Origin of the sequence: Streptacidiphilus sp. PB12-B1b (assembly GCF_014084125.1) — a bacterium.
Classification (GTDB): Bacteria; Actinomycetota; Actinomycetes; order Streptomycetales; family Streptomycetaceae; genus Streptacidiphilus.
In genome coordinates this window covers 5,612,251-5,628,602 of record NZ_CP048405.1, presented here as the reverse complement: position 1 = coordinate 5,628,602, position 16,352 = coordinate 5,612,251, and the positions used below count along the sequence as shown (strand labels likewise).

General features: G+C 71.5%; 12 protein-coding genes. 1 reads left to right on the top strand and 11 read right to left on the bottom strand.

All coding sequences use genetic code 11. The features are described from left to right. Positions 1-328: 328 nt before the first annotated feature. Positions 329-2,104, top strand: coding sequence for a CdaR family transcriptional regulator (locus GXW83_RS24350; protein WP_225447538.1), 1,776 nt, complete (start codon positions 329-331; stop codon positions 2,102-2,104). A 72-nt stretch (positions 2,105-2,176) separates the two neighbouring features. Here the strand turns inward: GXW83_RS24350 and GXW83_RS24345 are convergent, their stop codons facing one another. The 11 genes from GXW83_RS24345 to GXW83_RS24295 all read right to left on the bottom strand — a co-directional run bounded on the left by GXW83_RS24345 (position 2,177) and on the right by GXW83_RS24295 (position 16,200). Beyond that, positions 2,177-3,817 (bottom strand): MFS transporter, encoded by a 1,641-nt coding sequence (locus tag GXW83_RS24345; protein WP_225447223.1) that lies wholly within the window; start codon positions 3,815-3,817, stop codon positions 2,177-2,179. A gap of 20 nt (positions 3,818-3,837) precedes the next feature. Beyond that, complete coding sequence (locus tag GXW83_RS24340) at positions 3,838-4,293, bottom strand: STAS domain-containing protein (RefSeq protein ID WP_182445186.1); 456 nt, start codon at positions 4,291-4,293, stop codon at positions 3,838-3,840. Continuing rightward, positions 4,290-4,556, bottom strand: a complete 267-nt coding sequence (locus GXW83_RS24335; protein WP_225447222.1) for a WhiB family transcriptional regulator — start codon at positions 4,554-4,556, stop codon at positions 4,290-4,292. Before GXW83_RS24335 ends, GXW83_RS24340 begins: the two co-directional genes overlap by 4 nt. 113 nt (positions 4,557-4,669) lie before the next feature. Then, the gene (locus GXW83_RS24330) at positions 4,670-5,224 is read right to left on the bottom strand and encodes a Dps family protein (protein WP_182445185.1); all 555 of its coding nucleotides are present in this window, start codon (positions 5,222-5,224) and stop codon (positions 4,670-4,672) included. A gap of 88 nt (positions 5,225-5,312) precedes the next feature. Beyond that, on the bottom strand, positions 5,313-6,038 hold the full coding sequence (locus GXW83_RS24325; RefSeq protein WP_225447221.1) for an alpha/beta fold hydrolase: 726 nt from the start codon (positions 6,036-6,038) through the stop codon (positions 5,313-5,315). A 51-nt stretch (positions 6,039-6,089) separates the two neighbouring features. After that, positions 6,090-7,061, bottom strand: a complete 972-nt coding sequence (locus tag GXW83_RS24320) for an alpha/beta hydrolase (RefSeq protein ID WP_182445183.1) — start codon at positions 7,059-7,061, stop codon at positions 6,090-6,092. 199 nt (positions 7,062-7,260) lie between these two features. Further along, positions 7,261-8,103 carry an alpha/beta hydrolase gene (locus GXW83_RS24315; RefSeq protein ID WP_182445182.1) on the bottom strand — a complete coding sequence of 281 codons (843 nt, stop codon included), beginning with the start codon at positions 8,101-8,103 and terminating at the stop codon, positions 7,261-7,263. Between the two features lie 50 nt (positions 8,104-8,153). Further along, the gene (locus GXW83_RS24310; protein WP_182445181.1) at positions 8,154-8,876 is read right to left on the bottom strand and encodes an alpha/beta fold hydrolase; all 723 of its coding nucleotides are present in this window, start codon (positions 8,874-8,876) and stop codon (positions 8,154-8,156) included. A 162-nt stretch (positions 8,877-9,038) separates the two neighbouring features. After that, positions 9,039-9,986, bottom strand: coding sequence for a helix-turn-helix domain-containing protein (locus GXW83_RS24305; protein ID WP_182445180.1), 948 nt, complete (start codon positions 9,984-9,986; stop codon positions 9,039-9,041). Between the two features lie 291 nt (positions 9,987-10,277). Continuing rightward, positions 10,278-13,214 carry a LuxR family transcriptional regulator gene (locus tag GXW83_RS34405; RefSeq protein WP_225447220.1) on the bottom strand — a complete coding sequence of 979 codons (2,937 nt, stop codon included), beginning with the start codon at positions 13,212-13,214 and terminating at the stop codon, positions 10,278-10,280. A 262-nt stretch (positions 13,215-13,476) separates the two neighbouring features. Further along, complete coding sequence (locus GXW83_RS24295; protein WP_182445179.1) at positions 13,477-16,200, bottom strand: BREX system ATP-binding domain-containing protein; 2,724 nt, start codon at positions 16,198-16,200, stop codon at positions 13,477-13,479. Positions 16,201-16,352: the final 152 nt, after the last annotated feature.

Below are 16,352 nucleotides of genomic sequence, written 5' to 3'. Positions count from 1 at the left end.
TCCGTCGCGACGCGGGACCGATCGGCGGGCTGCCAGGCTTACGGAGCCCGGGAACACCGCACCTACTCGCAGCCTGGCACGGTACGCGGCGCGCTTCCTCGCCCCGGCAGGACCAATCCGCGCCGGCGTTCCGGTCCGCGAGGACGGACGGGACACGGTTCGCAGGTGAGTCCCCCTGCCGAACGGCGTAGCGTGAAAGGCGGGAAGCCGCTGTCGACCCGCGAATGGACCTGCGATGCACGCTGTTCCCTTTCCGGCCGCCGGCCCCCTCCACCCCATCCCGCAGGCGGAGGCCGCGCAACACGCAGTGCTACGGCTGGTGACGGTCATGCTCGACGGCAAGGACGAGCGCGAGGTGCTGTGGGGGGCCCTGGCGGCGATCGCCGCCACCGGCCCTTTCACCGCCGAAGCGGCCTATGCCGTGCACGACGGTCTGGTGCGGCGCTGCCCACCGCGCCGGGTGGGCGCCTCCGCCGCCGCCCGACCGGGAAGTGCGGCGGCGCGGGAACCGGCGGCGGACTGCACCGGCCGAGCCCCGGCTGAAGCAGCCGCCGCCGGCGTGGCGGCCGCCGAACGGCTCGACCGGCGGATCGACGCCCTGGACGGCCGCAGCCGTCGCCTGCACGAGCCGGGTGGGTTGTGGGTCCGGGCCATCGCGCTGCGGTACCGGAACCACTGCCTCGGTTATCTCGTCGTCCGGTCCCTGACCACGCCCTCGGCCGAGGAGACCGCCCTTACCGATCTGCTCGCACAGCAGACCGGGATCGTCCTCGCGCACCTCGCCGGGCACCCGGGAGCGTCGGCCCGCGTCGGGTCCGGGAGCATGCCGGGGACAGGGGACCTGCCAGAGACGGGCAGCCTGCTGGGGACCGAGGGCGGCTCACCCACCGCAGGACTCGGCGCGACCGTTTCGGCCCTCACCTCTCGGCTCGCCATCCGCGAGGCGCTCTCCCGCGCCGCCGTCTCCGGCACGGGCGAGCAGGGAGTCCTGCAGGCACTGTACGACCACACGGGATTCGCGGCCCTCACCGAGGACCGCTTCGGCAACACGCGGGCCTGGGCCGGTCCCGGCCAGGACGACCCCCGGAGGGGACCCAGCAGTGGGCCGCCCCCGGGCGCGGACAACCGGCGCCGGGACGTCCTGATACAAGGCGCGCAACGCCGGCCCGGCACCGTCCGGGACCGGGAACGGCTGATCGTCCCCATCGAGATGGCCGGTGATCTGCTCGGCATCGTCGCGCTGGTGGACCCGGACCGGCGGGCGGCGGAAACGGACACCTCGGCGCTCGAACAGGCCGCGCTGGTGCTGGCTCCCCAGCTCGCGTACGAGCGCAGGCTGGCCGAGCTGGAGCCCCAACTGAGACGCGACCTGGTCAACCGGCTGATCTCAGGCGAGGCGACCGACGACGTCTTCACCCAGGCGGCAGCCCTGGGCCACGACCTGCACCGGCCGCACAAGGTCGCCGTACTGGAATGGCCCGGGACGGCCGAGAGGGCCGCGCTCGGGGACGCGGTGGTGCGGGCGGCCGAACGGCTGCACCGGGACGTACTGGTCGGCTCTCGTGGCGCGACCACGGTCGTCCTGGTGGCCGGTGAGGACCGGCGCGACCCGGGAGACGAGCTGTACCGGGCCGTCTCGGAGGAACTCGGCACCGGGGCCGGTGCGATCGGGGTCGGCGGCCACTGCGACGTCTTCACCGACCTGCCGCACTCCTACAACGAGGCGGTCCGCTCCCTCACCGTCCGCCGCCGGTCCCAGGACCCGTACGGCAGCACGGCCTTCGAGGAGCTGGGCCTGTGCCGCATGATGGGCACCGGCGACGGCGAACGGGAAGCCGACCGCTTCGTCCGCCAGTGGCTGGGCCGGCTACTGGACTACGACGCCCGCCACCACACCGAGCTGGTGATGACTCTCTCGCGCTATCTGGAGAGCGGCGGCAGCTACGACACGACCTCGGAGACGCTGCTCATCCACCGCAGCACCGTCCGCTACCGCCTCCGGCGCATCCGCGAGATCACCGGGCACGACCTCGGTGACGTCGAGGACCGCCTCAACCTGCACGTCGCCACCCGCATCCTCAACGTGCTCGACGCACCCCGCTGAGTCGCGTGTCATGGGCGCCCGCCCCGGAAGCGCGAGGCGGAGCGGGAGGACGTCCAGCTGCGGGTGGTGCTGTCAGGCTTGAGCTACCGGTGTCGCCCGTGGTCCATCGTCCCTGCCGGCGGGCGTTGCGGGCGCCGGCGGCAGCAGATGGCGGACGCCGGGGGGCTGCGCGGTGAGCGCGGTGGCGGCGCCGATGAAGTCGGTGTCGGTGGCGGTGGTACGGCTGTTGTGCTGGCGAAGGTGTTCGGCCCACGAGGGGACCTGGAAGACCTCGATGTAGTGGTCGGGTTGTGCGGCGTCGCGGAACATGGTCCAGCGTTCGGCGCCGGTGCGGCGGCGGGAGACTCCGACGGGGCGCATGGCGGCCAGAAACGCTTCGGCGTTCTCGGGGGTGACGGTGTAGGTCACCTCGACCAGGACGGGTCCGTCGTCGGGGTCGGGGTCCAGGTCGAGCGCGGGTTCGGGCCAGGTCGAGGTGATGGTGCGGTCCAGGCCTGCGGGGTGGGAGTGCATCGGCCACAGGGGCAGCGTCGCGGTACCGGTGGCCAACAGGGCCACCGAGGCCAGGAGCGCTGTGGTCAGGCCGGCGGCGCCCGCGGCAAGGCCCCAGAACAGGGCACCGATGCCCTGGCCACCCATGAAGACCACCAGGTAGAGGGCGAGTCCGCGGGCGCGTACCCAGGCGGGGAGCAGGAGTTGGAGGGCGGTGTTGAACGAGGAGAGGTTGACCAGCCAGGCCGCCCCGGTGGGCACCAGCACGACGGCGGCCAGGGCAGCGCTGTGGGTGAGGGCGCAGGCAGCGGTGCCTGCAGCGAACACCAGGGTGGCACCGGCCAGCAGGAAGGTGTCGGTGGCACGGGTGCGCAGCGGGCGGAGGAGCAGCGCGCCGGCGACCGCTCCGGCGCCCAGGGCGGCGAGCAGCAGGCCGTAGCCTCCGGCGCCGAGGTGCAGCGTGCGGCTGGCCGTGACCGGCAGGAGGGCCCACAGGGCCGAGGCGGGGACGACGAACAGCGCCGAGCGCAGCAGGATGCGTCGTACGCCTGGGGCGTTGCGGACGTAACGGGTTCCCGAGCGTAGGGCGGGGAGCAGGTGTTCGGTGGTGGTCCGGTCACCCGGGGGGCGGTGCCAGGCCAGGACGGCGAGGGTGATCACGGCGAAGCTGGCTGCGTTGACGCTGAAGACCGCGAAGGGTCCGCTGGCGGCGATGAGCAGTCCGGCCAGGGCCGGCCCCACCGCGCGGGCGATGTTGACGTTGAGGCTGTTGAGCGCTGCGGCGGCCGGGATCAACTCGCGGGGTACCAGTTCGGGCTGGATGGCCTGCCAGGCGGGGTTGACCACGGCTTGGCCGCAGCCCAGGAGGAAGGTGAGGGCGAGCAGGACGGCGGGGGTGGTCAGTCCGGCCCGGGTCAGGGCAGCCAGGGCCCCGGCGAGGGCCGTCATCAGCAGGGAGAGCACGATCAGGATCCGGCGGCGGTCCAGGACGTCGGCCAGGACGCCCGCCGGCAGGGAGACGAACAGCACCGGCAGCAGGCTTGCGGCCTGCACGGCCGAGGTCAGCGCGGTCGCGTCGGGCTGGTGCACCAGCATCCACTGCGCGCCGACGGTCTGCATCCAGGTGCCGATGTTCGAGGCCATCTGTGCGCACCACAGGATCCTGAAGACCGGGATCGCCATCGGTGCCCAGGCGGTGGCCGTACGGGGTTCGGTGCTCACTGTCTCTCCATGTGTCATGCCTAAGCGTCCCGGATGCGGCTGGTGCGCCGCAGCGGCTTGCCCGGGGGCCCCGGGATGAAGCTCAATGTGGGAGGGGAAACGCTGCCGACGGAGCGGGTTGCGCGATGCGGTCTGGCGAGAAGATCAAGATTGTCGGTCAGTGTGAGAAGCCGGGTCACCGGTCTGCTGATGGGGTCCAGGTGCAGGTCCGTCTGGCTGCGCCGGGCGTGGACCCGGGCGCGCAGGAGGACGTTGAGGCCCGCGCAGTCGATGAATGTCACCGCGCTCAGGTCGATGGTCAGGGTCTGTGGCCGATTGCGCAGGTGGGCTGCCAGTGCTGCCTCGAAGTGCGGTGCGGTGGCCAGGTCGAGCTCCCCGCGCGCGACCACGACCACACCGTTCCACGCATGTCGGGCGGTGCTCTCGAACGGCAGAAGGGCCGGAAGGCGCGTCAGAGGTACCTGGGCGGCGCTCACGGTGTGGCCCGGGCATGGCGTTGCCGTTCGGTCAGTCCGCCCCAGACGCCGAACGGCTGGTCGGTGCCCTGGGCGAAGGCAGCGCACTGGTCCAGTACCGGGCACGTGCCACAGACCCGCTGGGCGCGTTGCTCGCGGGAGCGGCGGGCACTTCCGCGTTCACCGGGGGGCGAGAAGAACACGGCGGAGGCCATGCCCCGGCAGGCGGCGCCGGCCTGCCATTGCCAGGAGTCCAGGAGGGGGACGAGGGAACTGCTGCGCATCATCTGCTCCATAGGGTCGGGGATGTCGGGGGGTGGGCCGGGGAGCCGAAGCGGTTCCCCGGCCCGGTCATGCGAGAGGTGTGCCCGGACAGGGCGACGCCGCTGGGTGGACGTCAGCTGCGGACGAGCGGGGTGTCCACGAGGTGCTCGGCCAGGAACCAGGCCTGGGCCTCTCCAGTGCGGATGACCTGGGAGACGAGCAGGTCGTTGGTGCCGTCGTCACCGAGCGCGGCGACACGGGCGGCCGCGTCGTGTGCGTCGACGAGGATCGTCTCGTGTGCCTCCAACAGCCGTGACAGCATGGCGGGGACGTCCTCGACTCCGTCCGGCGGACGCGGTATGGCGGTGATCTCGGCGGCGTGGCGGGGATCGCCCACGGCGACGCCGCCCAGGCTCTGGACCCGCTCGGCCAGGGTGTCGACCAGGGCGAGTTGCTGCTCCGCGTGGCTGTCCAGGAGCAGGTGGAGCTGGTAGAAGGTGGCGCCGCGCATCAGCCAGTGGTGCTTCTTGTAGAGCGCGTAGAGGAACTGGGTGTCCGCCAGGGCCTGGTTCAGGCGCTGGCAGGAGTACATCCGGGCGTCGTGGCCCAGGCCGAGCGGGAACTGGTGGAGAGTTCCGAACCCCCGTACCTGGTGTGCTTTTTGGTGCAGCAGCGGCTGATCGCTCATGGGGGCTCCTGGAAGGGGTGGCGCTCCTGGCGGCTGCCGCCGGTCCTGTCGTGGTGGCCGGACGGCAGCAGCGTGTGGGCGGTCGTGGTCAGTGGACCGTGGCGTGGACGGCCTCGCGGATCAGCTCGGCGACCTTCTTGGGGTGGGCGAGCATGACCAGGTGCGAGGAGTGGACCTCGATGGTGGTCATTCCGGCGCGCTGGTACCCGAAGCGCTCGACCTCGGGGTTGATGGCGCGGTCCGCGGTGGAGACCAGACCCCAGGAGGGCTTGGTCTTCCAGGCCGCGGCGGGAGCCGCGTCGGCGAACGCCTGGGCAGCCAGCGGGCGCTGGGAAACGGCCAGGACAGCGGCGAGTTCGGGCTCGACGTCGGCGGCGAATACTGCGGGGAACCTGGCGGCGTCCACGGACACGTCGGTGCCGGACCCGGTGGAGCCCTCGATCGGAAACGGGGTGTAGACCAGGGCCTGGGCCAGGTCCGAGTCGGCGAAGCGGCCTTGCAGTTCGCCCAGGCTCTCGCCCTGCTCGAGGGCATAGCCGGCCAGGTAGACCAAGGCTTTGACATTGTCCTCGACGCCGGCGACGGTGATCACCGCGCCGCCGTACGAGTGGCCGACCAGCACCACGGGGCCGGGGATCTGCCGGACGAACGAGGCGATGTAGGCCGCATCGCCGATCAGACTGCGGTTGGGCACGGCCGGGGCCACGACGTCGAAGCCGTCGGCGAGCAACTCGGGGATGACCCGGGCGTAGCTCGAGGCGTCAGCGAATGCCCCGTGCACGAGGACGACGGTCGGAGAGGTCGGCTGGGTCACGGAGACCCTCCTTCGCATGAGGACGGGGTTGCTGTGGGTCTGCCGGGCCGGTCAGGCCTGGTGCAGGGCGCTGTGAAGGGCGTCGGTGGCCAGGGTGATGGCCACCTGGGCGCCGTGGGTGGGGCGCAGGGCGTTGAGCATGACGAAGTCGTGGATGACGCCCTGAATGCGGACGGCGGTCACGGCCACGCCCGCGGCGCGGAGCTTGGCGGCGTAGGCCTCGCCCTCGTCGCGGAGCACGTCGGCCTCGCCGGTGATGACCAGGGCCGGGGGCAGGCCGGTCAGTTGCTCCGTGGTGGCGCGCAGCGGGGAGGCGGTGATCTGGGCGCGGTCGCTCTCGCTGGTGGTGTACTGGTCCCAGAACCACTGCATGCCGTCGCGGCGCAGGAAGTAGCCCTCGGCGAACTGGTGGTAGGAGCCGGTGTCGAAGCCGGCGTCGGTGACCGGGTAGAACAGGACCTGCTGGACCAGGGAGACGTCGCCGCGCTCCTTGGCCATCAGGGTCAGGGCGGCGCTCATGTTGCCGCCGACCGAGTCCCCGACCACGGCCAGGCGGGTGCCGTCCAGGGCCTTGGACGCGCCTTCGGCCACGATCCACCGGGCGACGGCGTAGTTCTGCTCGATGGCCACCGGGTAGCGGGCCTCGGGCGACAGGTCGTACTCGGGGAACACCACTGCGGCCCCGGATCCCACGGCCAGTTCCCGCACCAGCCGGTCGTGGGTGTGGGCGTTGCCGAACACCCAGCCGGCGCCGTGGATGTACAGGATCACCGGGAGCACCCCGGCGGCCCCTGCCGGGCGAACGATGCGGACCCGCACGCTGCCGGTGGGCCCGCCGGCGACCGTGGTCCACTCCTCGTCGATCGCGGGCAGTCGGACCTCGCCCGACTGGACCTCGTCCACGGCCTTGCGCCCGTCGGCCGGGGCCAGATCGAACAGGTACGGGGGGTTGGCGGTCGCCTCGGCGAAAGCGAGGGCCTCGGGCTCCAGAACGGGCTGAACCGGAACGGTGGCGTCGGACATCTGTGACTCCTTGTGTAGGGGGAACTCCTGGCCACCACGCTATGAGCCGCCGCCACCTCTGCTTTGTCATCCCGTGCACCGCAGCTGGTCTCTCCATGCGCGCCCTGTCGTCGGCCTGGACCACGGAACCGGCTGGTCCGGCGCATCCTGGCGTGAGCGCCCGCCCGTTCCGGCGGCGAGGAAGGGGCGGGCGTGCTGCTCAGTGGACGGAGCGGGCTGCGCCCAGGATGAGGTTGGTCACGGCGCCCGGGTCGGTCACCGAGGCGGCTTGCGGTGCTCGGACGCCGACAGTGCGGGCGCGTGCTCGCTGGGCCATCCACCGCTCGGCCGCCGGGGGGATGTTGCGGTCCTCGGTGGCCACCAGGTACCAGCTGGGAATGGTCTTCCACGCGGCGGCCCTGGTGGGTTCCTGTAGAGCGCTCAGAGTGATCGGCCGCTGCCCGATGGCCATGACCCGCGCGGTCTCGGTGGGGACGCCGGCCGCGAACTGCTGGTGGAACAGGTCCTGCCTGATGAGCAGCTCCTCGCCCGTTCCTCCGCCGGGCAGGGGGTAGGTCAGGGTCGAGGTGGCCTGGGCCAGGGTCGAGCCGGGGAACTTCCCGGTCAGTTCCAGTGCGCTCTCCCCGATGTCGGGAACGAAGGCAGCGATGTAGACGAGTGCCTTGACCTGCGGCAGCCCTGCTGCGGCCTGGGTGATGACAGAACCGCCGTAGGAGTGGCCGACCAGAACGACGGGTCCGGCAATGCTCTGCAGCAGGCTGCGGATGTACGTTGCGTCGCTCGCCAGGCCGCGCAGCGGGAGCGCGGCTGCCAGGACCCGGTGGCCCCGGGTCTGCAGGCGTTCAACGACGCCCTTCCAGCTCGATGCGTCGGCGAAGGCGCCGTGGATGAGCACCACGGTGGGTTCGGGCCGCGGCCGATGCGGAGCAGCGGCGGCTCCGCTCGGCTGCGGGGCGGCGACAGCCAGTCGGCTGGTCCCCAGCGTGGCCGCTCCGGCCAGGAGCGTCGTGGTGACGGTGCGGCGGGAGATGTCGGAACTCATGATGGTGCGTTCTCCTTCGGTTGAACGGTGTTGGACGTGGATGTGGTCTGTCAGCTGATTTCGTCCACTGCGTCGCGGATGAGGGCGGCGACCACTGCCGGCCGGGACAGCGCGACCGCGTGGGAGGCGCCGTCGGCCTCGACCGTGGCGGAGGCCGCACGGTCGGCCCCGAATCGCTCGACTTCAGGATTGATGACCTGGTCGGCGCCCGCGATCAGGGCCCAGGACGGCTTGCACCGCCATGCGGGTGCGGTGGCTTTCTCCGCCAGGGCCGCTTCGGCCACAGGGCGCTGGGCAACGGCGAGGACTGCGGTGACCTGCTGGGGCAGGTCGGCAGCGAACACCGCCCGGAAGGCGTCCGGACGTATGGAGAAGTCGGTGCCCGGTTCGGAGCCGTCAATCGGACGGGGCGCGGCAGACAGGTGCGCGGCCAGCAGCGAGTCCCGGAAGCGCCCCTGCAGTTCGGCGACGCTTTCCCCTTCATCGGGGATGAAGGCGGCGACATAGACCAGGGCGACCACGTTGTCCGCCATGCCGGCAACGCTGATGACCGCGCCGCCGTACGCGTGCCCGACCAGGATCACCGGACCCCGGATCCGTTCCGCGACCGACGCGATGTACGCCGAATCCGCCGCGAGTCCTCGCAACGGATTGGGTGGCGCGTACACCGGAATGTCGTGCTTCCGGAGTTCGGTGATGACACGGGCCCAGCTGCCGGCATCGGTGAAGCCGCCGTGCACCAGGACGACAGTGGGGCAGGAGCTGCCGTTCAAGGCCGTTCCCCGCCCCCGGGAAAGGGCGGGACGTGAGTTGTCGGGTCGGACATCTGCGATTCCTTGCGTCGTGGGAATTCTCCTCACCACCACGCTATGGGCGGAAGCCACCGGTTACTTGTCCCCGGGTGCACCGCGGGTGTTCCCGAACTGCGCTCCGCCCTATCCTTGGACCCGCCATTCACTGGGCGTGGTGCCGTAGGCCGCGCGAAAGGCCCGGCTGAAATGGCTGTGGCTTGCGAAACCCCAGCGGTGGGCGATGGCCGCCACCCCCCGCTCCCTGCCCATGGGACGCAGCAGTTCCCGGCGGCACCGCTCCAGTCGCTGCATCCGAATCCACGCGCTCACCGTCGTGTCATCGCACTGGAACAGCTTGTGCAAGTAGCGCACAGACATGAAGTGCGCCTCGGCGATCCTGGATGGTGACAGGTCGGGGTCGTCGAGGTTGCGCATGATGTAATCCTTCACGCGCTCGAGTGTGGCTGCGGCAACCTGTGGGCCCTCGGAAGCGAAGCGGCCGCGCCGCTCGTCGATGAGGAGCACCATCAGATCCAGCGCGGTAGCGGCGAGTCGACGGCCGACGGCGTCGTCGAAGCACTCGACTTCGCGCGCCATGCGCGCAAGGTAGGTGGCCACCAGCGCGGCGCTGCCCTGCTCGCTGGTGAAGGTGGTGGCGGTCAGCGCCTGCAGGTCCTCGTCCCGAACGTGGAGGTCTTCACGAGGGAAATGAAAGGAGGTGAAAGTGAACTCTCCTTCGAGTTTCTTCCGGAACAGCCGGGACGAATCACTGATGGAGAATTCACCCGGCTTGATCAGGGTTTCCCGCCCGTCCTGCTCCTTTATTGCGGTGCCCCGCTGCTGAAGGCTGACGATAAGGGACTCGCTGTCTGCCCGGGAGATATGGTGCTTGTTGCGCGTCACCACTTGTGGTCCGGCCTGGACGCGGGAGATCTGCAGGGAGCCGAGTCGACTGCTGACGATCGTTCCGGGCGAGGGCTCCCTCTCGAGCAGGTTCACCTCCATGGGCACAAAGGTGCCGGAAACCGCTTCGTGCCAGATCTCCGCCCGGTCGGTGGCGGACAGCGGCGCTGTGGAGAGGACAGTGGGCACAGGCGCCTCCCTGGACGTTGGATCTGCCTGCAATCCAGCCTGCCGTAAGCCCGTGGCTGACGCGTGAGTCAGTCGACTGATCTGCATACGTCAGTCGACTGGTCCGCATGCCAGCCCCCGTGGTCGCGGTGCGCTCAGGCGAGCATCCTTCACAGGAAGGTGGCCCCCCTGCCGCGCGGCGGTCCGGGCGGGTGGCTGTCCCGCACCGCGGACAGTGACGCGAAATCGTGCACTGTGCCCCAGTACCCGTGCAGCGCCTCTGCAGTCAGCAGGGATCCGGCGGCGTCCCGCTCATTCCTCGCTTGTCCCTTCCCATCGCGGGCGCCTCTCGATCACGTCCCGCAACTGACGGCGACTGCTGATCCCGAGCTTGGGATAGACGTTGTACAGGTGCGTGCCAATGGTACGGGGGGACAGGAACAGCAGTTCTCCGATCTCGCGATTCGAGAGACCGCTCGCGGCCAGCTCGACGATCTGCTGCTGCTGAGCGGTCAGCTGCGCGAGCGGGGCGGTGACCTCGACAACGGTGGCCGCGCCGCTCGCGCGCAGTTCAGCGCCGGCCTCGGCGGCGAGTCGGGTCGCGCCGAGCCGGGTCGCGGCCTCGATGACAGTCGCCAGTTGCTCGCGCGCTTCGAGAGGTCGCCGCTTCCTGCGCAGCCAGACCGCATAGCTCATCCGGGCCAGTGCGCGTTCCATCGGCCACTGCTCCGCTCCCGGATCGACTACAGCGAGGCGGAAATGCTGTTCCGTGTCGGCATCCTGGTCGACCAGGGCCGCCGCGTGGTGCATCAACAGCGTCATCCGGGTGGTCGGCCTGCGGCCCTCGGCCTGTCGTACCGCCGCCAGGACCTGTGCTGCCTCGCTCTGCCGACCGAGCCTCTGGGCGGCGGCGGCAAGGACGGCGATGGAACGGCTGGACAGGAAGTTGTGCACCGGGGTGCCGTCGTCCGCGAACAGGGATCTCAGGTGGCGGAAGCCGCTCTCGTGGTCCCCCAGGGCCAGGGCTGCGAGCCCCCGGGCCCGTAGCATCCGGGCGAGCGTGGCGCGGTTCTCGTCGAGGCTGACGAAGTGCCGACCCGGTCCGATGAGGCCGGCCCCCGGCTCGCCGTCCCCGCGCAGCGCGTGCAGGGTCACGCGGAGGGCGTCGAGATCCAGCTCGGCATACGTCAGCCTGTGGACCGCCGCGAGGGCCTGCGCCTCCTCGATCAGTTCCTGAGCCTCCGTCCATCGTCCGGTGGCCAGCAGCACGTCCACCTGCACGGCGAGCAGATGCGCGACCGGGCCCATCGCCCCCGCCGCCCGCAGCGGCACGAACACCTGCCGAAACAGGTCCACGCACACATCGGACTCGTCCGCGTAGTAGGCGATCGTGCCGACCGCGACCATCCGGTGCACGGTTGCCGAATCGTGCGGATCGGATGGTCGCGGCAGCGAGGCCAGGGTCTCCGACAAGCGGGTGGCGTGGGCCGCCGGGTCGCTGGTGGCCCGTACGACGCCCAGGACGGCGGTGGCGATGTCGTCGCGGGTGAGGTGGGGGTAGTGCGGTTCCGTGGTCCCGGGGCCGAGCTCCCCGGCCCGGTTGGTCCGGGTGACCCGGTCGAGCATCCCCGGCAGGACGCGCAGGTGCTGCTCGAGCCCGGACTGGTGGGCGATGCCGCCGGCGATCGTGACCATGGCGGTGGCGGTGGTCCTGTCGAGCGGGGGGTTGCGCTCCCACGCGTCGAACAGCAGGGAGAATGCCTCACGCTGGAACGAGAACAACGACAGCGCCCAACTGGTGGCACAGAGGGCGACGGCCAGCAGTTCCGGGTCGCGGTTCACGGCGGCGAAGCCGGCGTACAGCTCACGGACCCAGGCCGGGTCGCCGAAGTCGTTCGCGGCGGTCAGGGCCTTCGCGAGGCGGCGCGCCCGGTCACGGTCCAGGGGGCTGAAGCGCGCGGCCTGCTCCAAGGCCTTGGCAGTGGCGTAGAGCCCTCCTCGGCGCTGGGCCAGGAGGGCGGTGGCCTCCAGGGCCGCGGCAACCGACTCGTCCGGGCCGATCGCCGCACCGGCCAGGTGCCAGGCCTGACGAGAGGGTTGGTCTCCGAGCACAGCTGCCAGGTCCTGGTGTGCCTGCTGTCTGGCTTGCACGGGTTCGCGATGGAAGGCAGCGGTGCGGATCAGCGGATGCCGGAAGACCACGCGTCCGTCGGCGACGGTGATCAGGCCCGCCGCCTCCGCCGGTGCCCACACGGACAGTTCGCTCCCGGCCCCCAGAGCGGCCATGAGTGTCGTGAGTTCCTCGTGCGTCGACGCGGCGGCCGAATAGAGCAGTGCGCGCCGCGTCGCCGCAGGCAGTGCGCCCAGCTGGGCGGCGAACATCTGCTGAATGCGCGAGGTCTGCGGCGTGCCGTCGTTCCTCAGCGCGTGCGCGCCACCACTGCGCAGAGCCCGGCACAGTTCGATGATCGCCAGCGGATTGCCCTCCGCCTGCTGGAGCAGCTCCAGCCGGGCGCCTCCGGTGGGCGCACCCGGCTGCGCGTCCAGCAGCTGGGCCGCTGCCCTGGGTGCCAGCGGACCGAGCAGCAGCACCTCGAGCTCGGCGGAGACGCCCGGCGGCGGGACTTCACCGCGCCCCGCGAGCAGCACCGTCACGGACTCGCTGGTGAGGCGCCGGGTCACGAAGAAGAGGACATCCAGGGAGTCCCGATCGCAGCTCTGGATGTCGTCGACGGCCAGCAGGACCGGGCCTGCCTGCGCGGCCAGCCCGAGCAGCGTCAGGACGGCGACACGGAACACCATGGGCTCAGCCGGCCCCGTGGCCGGTACGACCCCGAAGGCTTTGCGGAGTGCATCACGCTGATGCTCCGGCAGCCCCGCGAGATCGCCCAGCAGTGGAAGCAGCAGCTGATGCAGCGCCGCGAACGACTGCCGCATCTCCGTCTCACAACCCTGGGCAGCCAAGACGCGCGTACCGGATCGGCTCGCCCGCTCCGTCGCGATGTTCAGCAGCTCGGTCCTGCCGCTACCGGCCTCGCCCAGCACAAGGAGGAACCGGGGCCGGTCGCGACCGGCCTCGACGCACTCCAGAATGCGTCCGACCTCCGCCTCCCGACCGATCAGCGGCGCGCCACCCGGCCCGGAGCCGGCTCGGGCAGACCCGCCGGGGCCCGCAGCAGGCGCGGCGACAGCGGCTCCCTGCATCATCGGACTCCCAACCTGTCGCGGCCGATAGGCCTGCTTCACCATGGCGTCCGGCCTGCTCCATGCCCACCACGTATCGGTAGCCTACCGGCTGTCCAGGACGAGCCCGCGCTCGATGCACAGGGCTCTCACCTGCGCTTCTTTTGACATTCCAGCGTTCGGAACGCCGACGGTGCTCCTGGTGCGCACCGTCGGCCCCGGAAGGCGGTGACGAACCGCTGGACGGAGGGCAGTTGGAGGGCAGCCTCGTGTCGGACCGGCTGTGCCCGGTCGGCGCAGGCGACGACGGCGGTCTCCGAGTCGGGTCTCAGCGGGTGGCGAGGGCATGGGCGAGCGCTGCCCGGGAGGTGATGCCGAGCTTGGGAAAGATCTTGTAGAGGTGCGACCCGACCGTGCGCGGCGACAGACTGAGCACCTCCCCGATCTCCCTGTTGCTCAGACCCGTCGCCGCGAGCCGGGCGATGCGCAGTTCCTGGCCGGTCAGCTCTGCGACCGAGATGCTCCGCACCGCTGCCGGCGTGTCGCCTGCGGCCCGGAGCTCCTCCTCGGTGCGCTTCACCCAGGGATCGGCCTGGAGCCTGCGGAAGGCGTGCTGTGCCACGCGCAGGAGTTCCCGGGCCTCGGCGCGGTGGCGGCGGCGCAGCCACGAGCCGTGTGCCAGTTGCAGGCGGGCGAGTTCGAAGACCCATCGCTCGCATCCCGGCACGGCGTACGCCGTGCGGTAGGCCGCGTCGGCCTCGTCGTCGTCCGCGGCCAGGGCGGCTGCCGCGGCCAGCAGGAAGGCCTGGCGTCCGGATATCTCCGCGGCCCGCTCCGCATGCCCGGCCGAGATGTGCGCCAGTGCCTCGTCGCGTCGGCCGGTGTGCACGGCGGCGTCCACGAGGTCGAAGGCAAGGGTGGGCAGCCAGGGCAGGCTCTTGGGCAGCCGTCCGGGCGGGGCTATCCCGGCGAAATGTGCGTATGCCTGCTCGTAGCGACCGTAGGCCAGCGCCACCAGGCCCTGCAGATGGGTCAACCGGTCCAGCACGAAACCCATCCGGGCGCGAGCAGCCGTCGGTCTGATGAGCCGTTCGATCTCCCGAAGCCCTGCCTCGTCGCCGCGGCCGGCCAGGAAGTGGGCGTAGTAGTGCCGGAAGATCAACGCGTTGCAGTGGTAGCCGAGCTCCTCCGCCGCCTCGGCCTCGCGCAGGCAGACGGGGGCCAGGTCCCAGCGGCCCCGCAGATAGTCCTGGTAGCACTTGGCCTTCGCCACGGAGCCCTGCGTCGCATAGACGTGCAGCCCGGTGAAGCGCCGCCACAGGTCACCGTCGGCACTGTCGACCGCCGAAGCGGTCCACAACAGGAGCCAGGCCGCCCCCGCCTCCTGCTCCGCGTTCATTGCGTCGACCACCTCCCGCAGTTCCTCGGCCACGCCCCGCGCCGGATCGGTCCAGGCCCGGAGGCAGAGTCGGCCCGCCTCGGAAACGCTTCCCCGGTGCCTTTCCAGGGCCTCCCACGCTCTGGGGTCGTCCGTGCAGGTCGCGGCGAGCAACAGTTTGAAGTAGACCTGCTCGGCCAGCCCGCCGAAGGACTCGGCGCCCGGGGCGGTGAGGGCGTCCAGGGCGGCGGGCAGCAGGGCGGAGGAGGACTCGAAGTCGATCAGGTGGCTCTGGTCGACGTACACCACCGCGTAGGCGAACAGCGGGGCAATGTCCGACGGCACCGAGCCGCGCTTCAACTCCTGCACCAGGGCGGCGGTGTGGCGCAGCTGCCCGCCACGGGCCGCCATCACTGCGGCCCAGGTGAGCCTGCGGGCCCGCTCGGCGGGGTCGGCGCTGAGTGCGGCCGCCCGGTTGAGCAGCAGCGCCCCTTCCGCGTCGCCGCCGCGCCGGGCGAGCCGGCTGCCCGCCGCCTGCAGGCGGGCCGCCAGAGCTTCGTCCGGGACCAGCGCCGCCGATGCCTCGTGGACCAGCCGCCGGGGGTCGTCGGGCGGGAGGAACGCGGCGAGGATGCGGTGGGCCTCGCGTTGCGCGGACTCCGACGCGTTGGAGATCACGGCCGTACGTACCAGCGGGTGCCGGAAGACCAGCCGCCCGACCGGATCGAGCCGGGCGAGTCCGCCGGCTTCGATCCGCTCCAGTGCTTCTCCCCCGTCTTTCCCCGCCATCGCGCACACCAGCGCTCCGCTTCCGCACTCCGTGCCCGTGGCAAGCGCCGCCAGCAGGAGAACGCGGTCGGCCGCAGGGGACAACGCCCCCAGACGCTCGGCGAACATGCGCTCCAAGCGCCTCCCCAGCGGCAGGCGGTCGGGCAGCGGAGCGACACCCCGCTGCTGCGCGACCCGCAGCTGCCGCGGCAGCTCCACCAGCGCCAGCGGGTTGCCCGCCGCCTCCTCGAGGAGCCGGCCTGCCGTGCCGGCGGCCAGCTCCGGGTAGCACTGCCGCAGCAGTGAGGCCGCGTCCGGGCCGGACAGCGCCCCTATCTCGAGCGGCTCCGTGGGCCACGCCTCGACTGCAGCGGCGTCCGGGCGGCTCGCCCCCAGGATCACCAGCGGCAGCTCCGCGCAGCGCCGCCGCAGGAAGGCGAACACGGTCGCGCTCGACGAGTCGATCCAGTGCAGGTCGTCGAGGACCAGCAGCAGCGGGCTGTGCTGCGCCGCCTCGGCGAGCAGCGCGAGCGCGGACGCCCCGACCGCGAAGCCCCCCGGCGGGGTCTCCGTCCGGCCGCCGAGCGCGCCCTCCAGCGCATCCCGATGATGGGAGGACAAGGCACGGGAGTGCTGCAGCAACGGCCAGGCGGCTTGGTGCAGGGCGCCGAAGGACAGCTCCCGCTCCGCCTCGACGCCGACCACCCGCAGCACACAGAAGCCGCGCTCGCGCGCCCGGTGAGCGACCCACTCCAGTAGCGCGCTCTTGCCGATGCCGGCCTCGCCACGCAGCAGAGCGGCCGAGCCGCCGCCCTCGCTGCCCGCGGCCCGCTCCAGGGCTGCCTCCAACAGCTCCGTCTCCCGCTGTCGCCCGACCAGAGCCTGGCATGGCGTGTCGCGCCGCATACGTGTTCCCTGTGTCGGCCGGCCTCCCGGAGGCGATCCTCTGTCGCTCCCCGGACGCTGGGACGCGGTGCTCGCGCGTCCAGCGGGTGCCCGTCGTCGGGGCATCTGAAGGCTAACCCGCCGCGGCGGCGGTCGCTGCCATGGCACCTGGT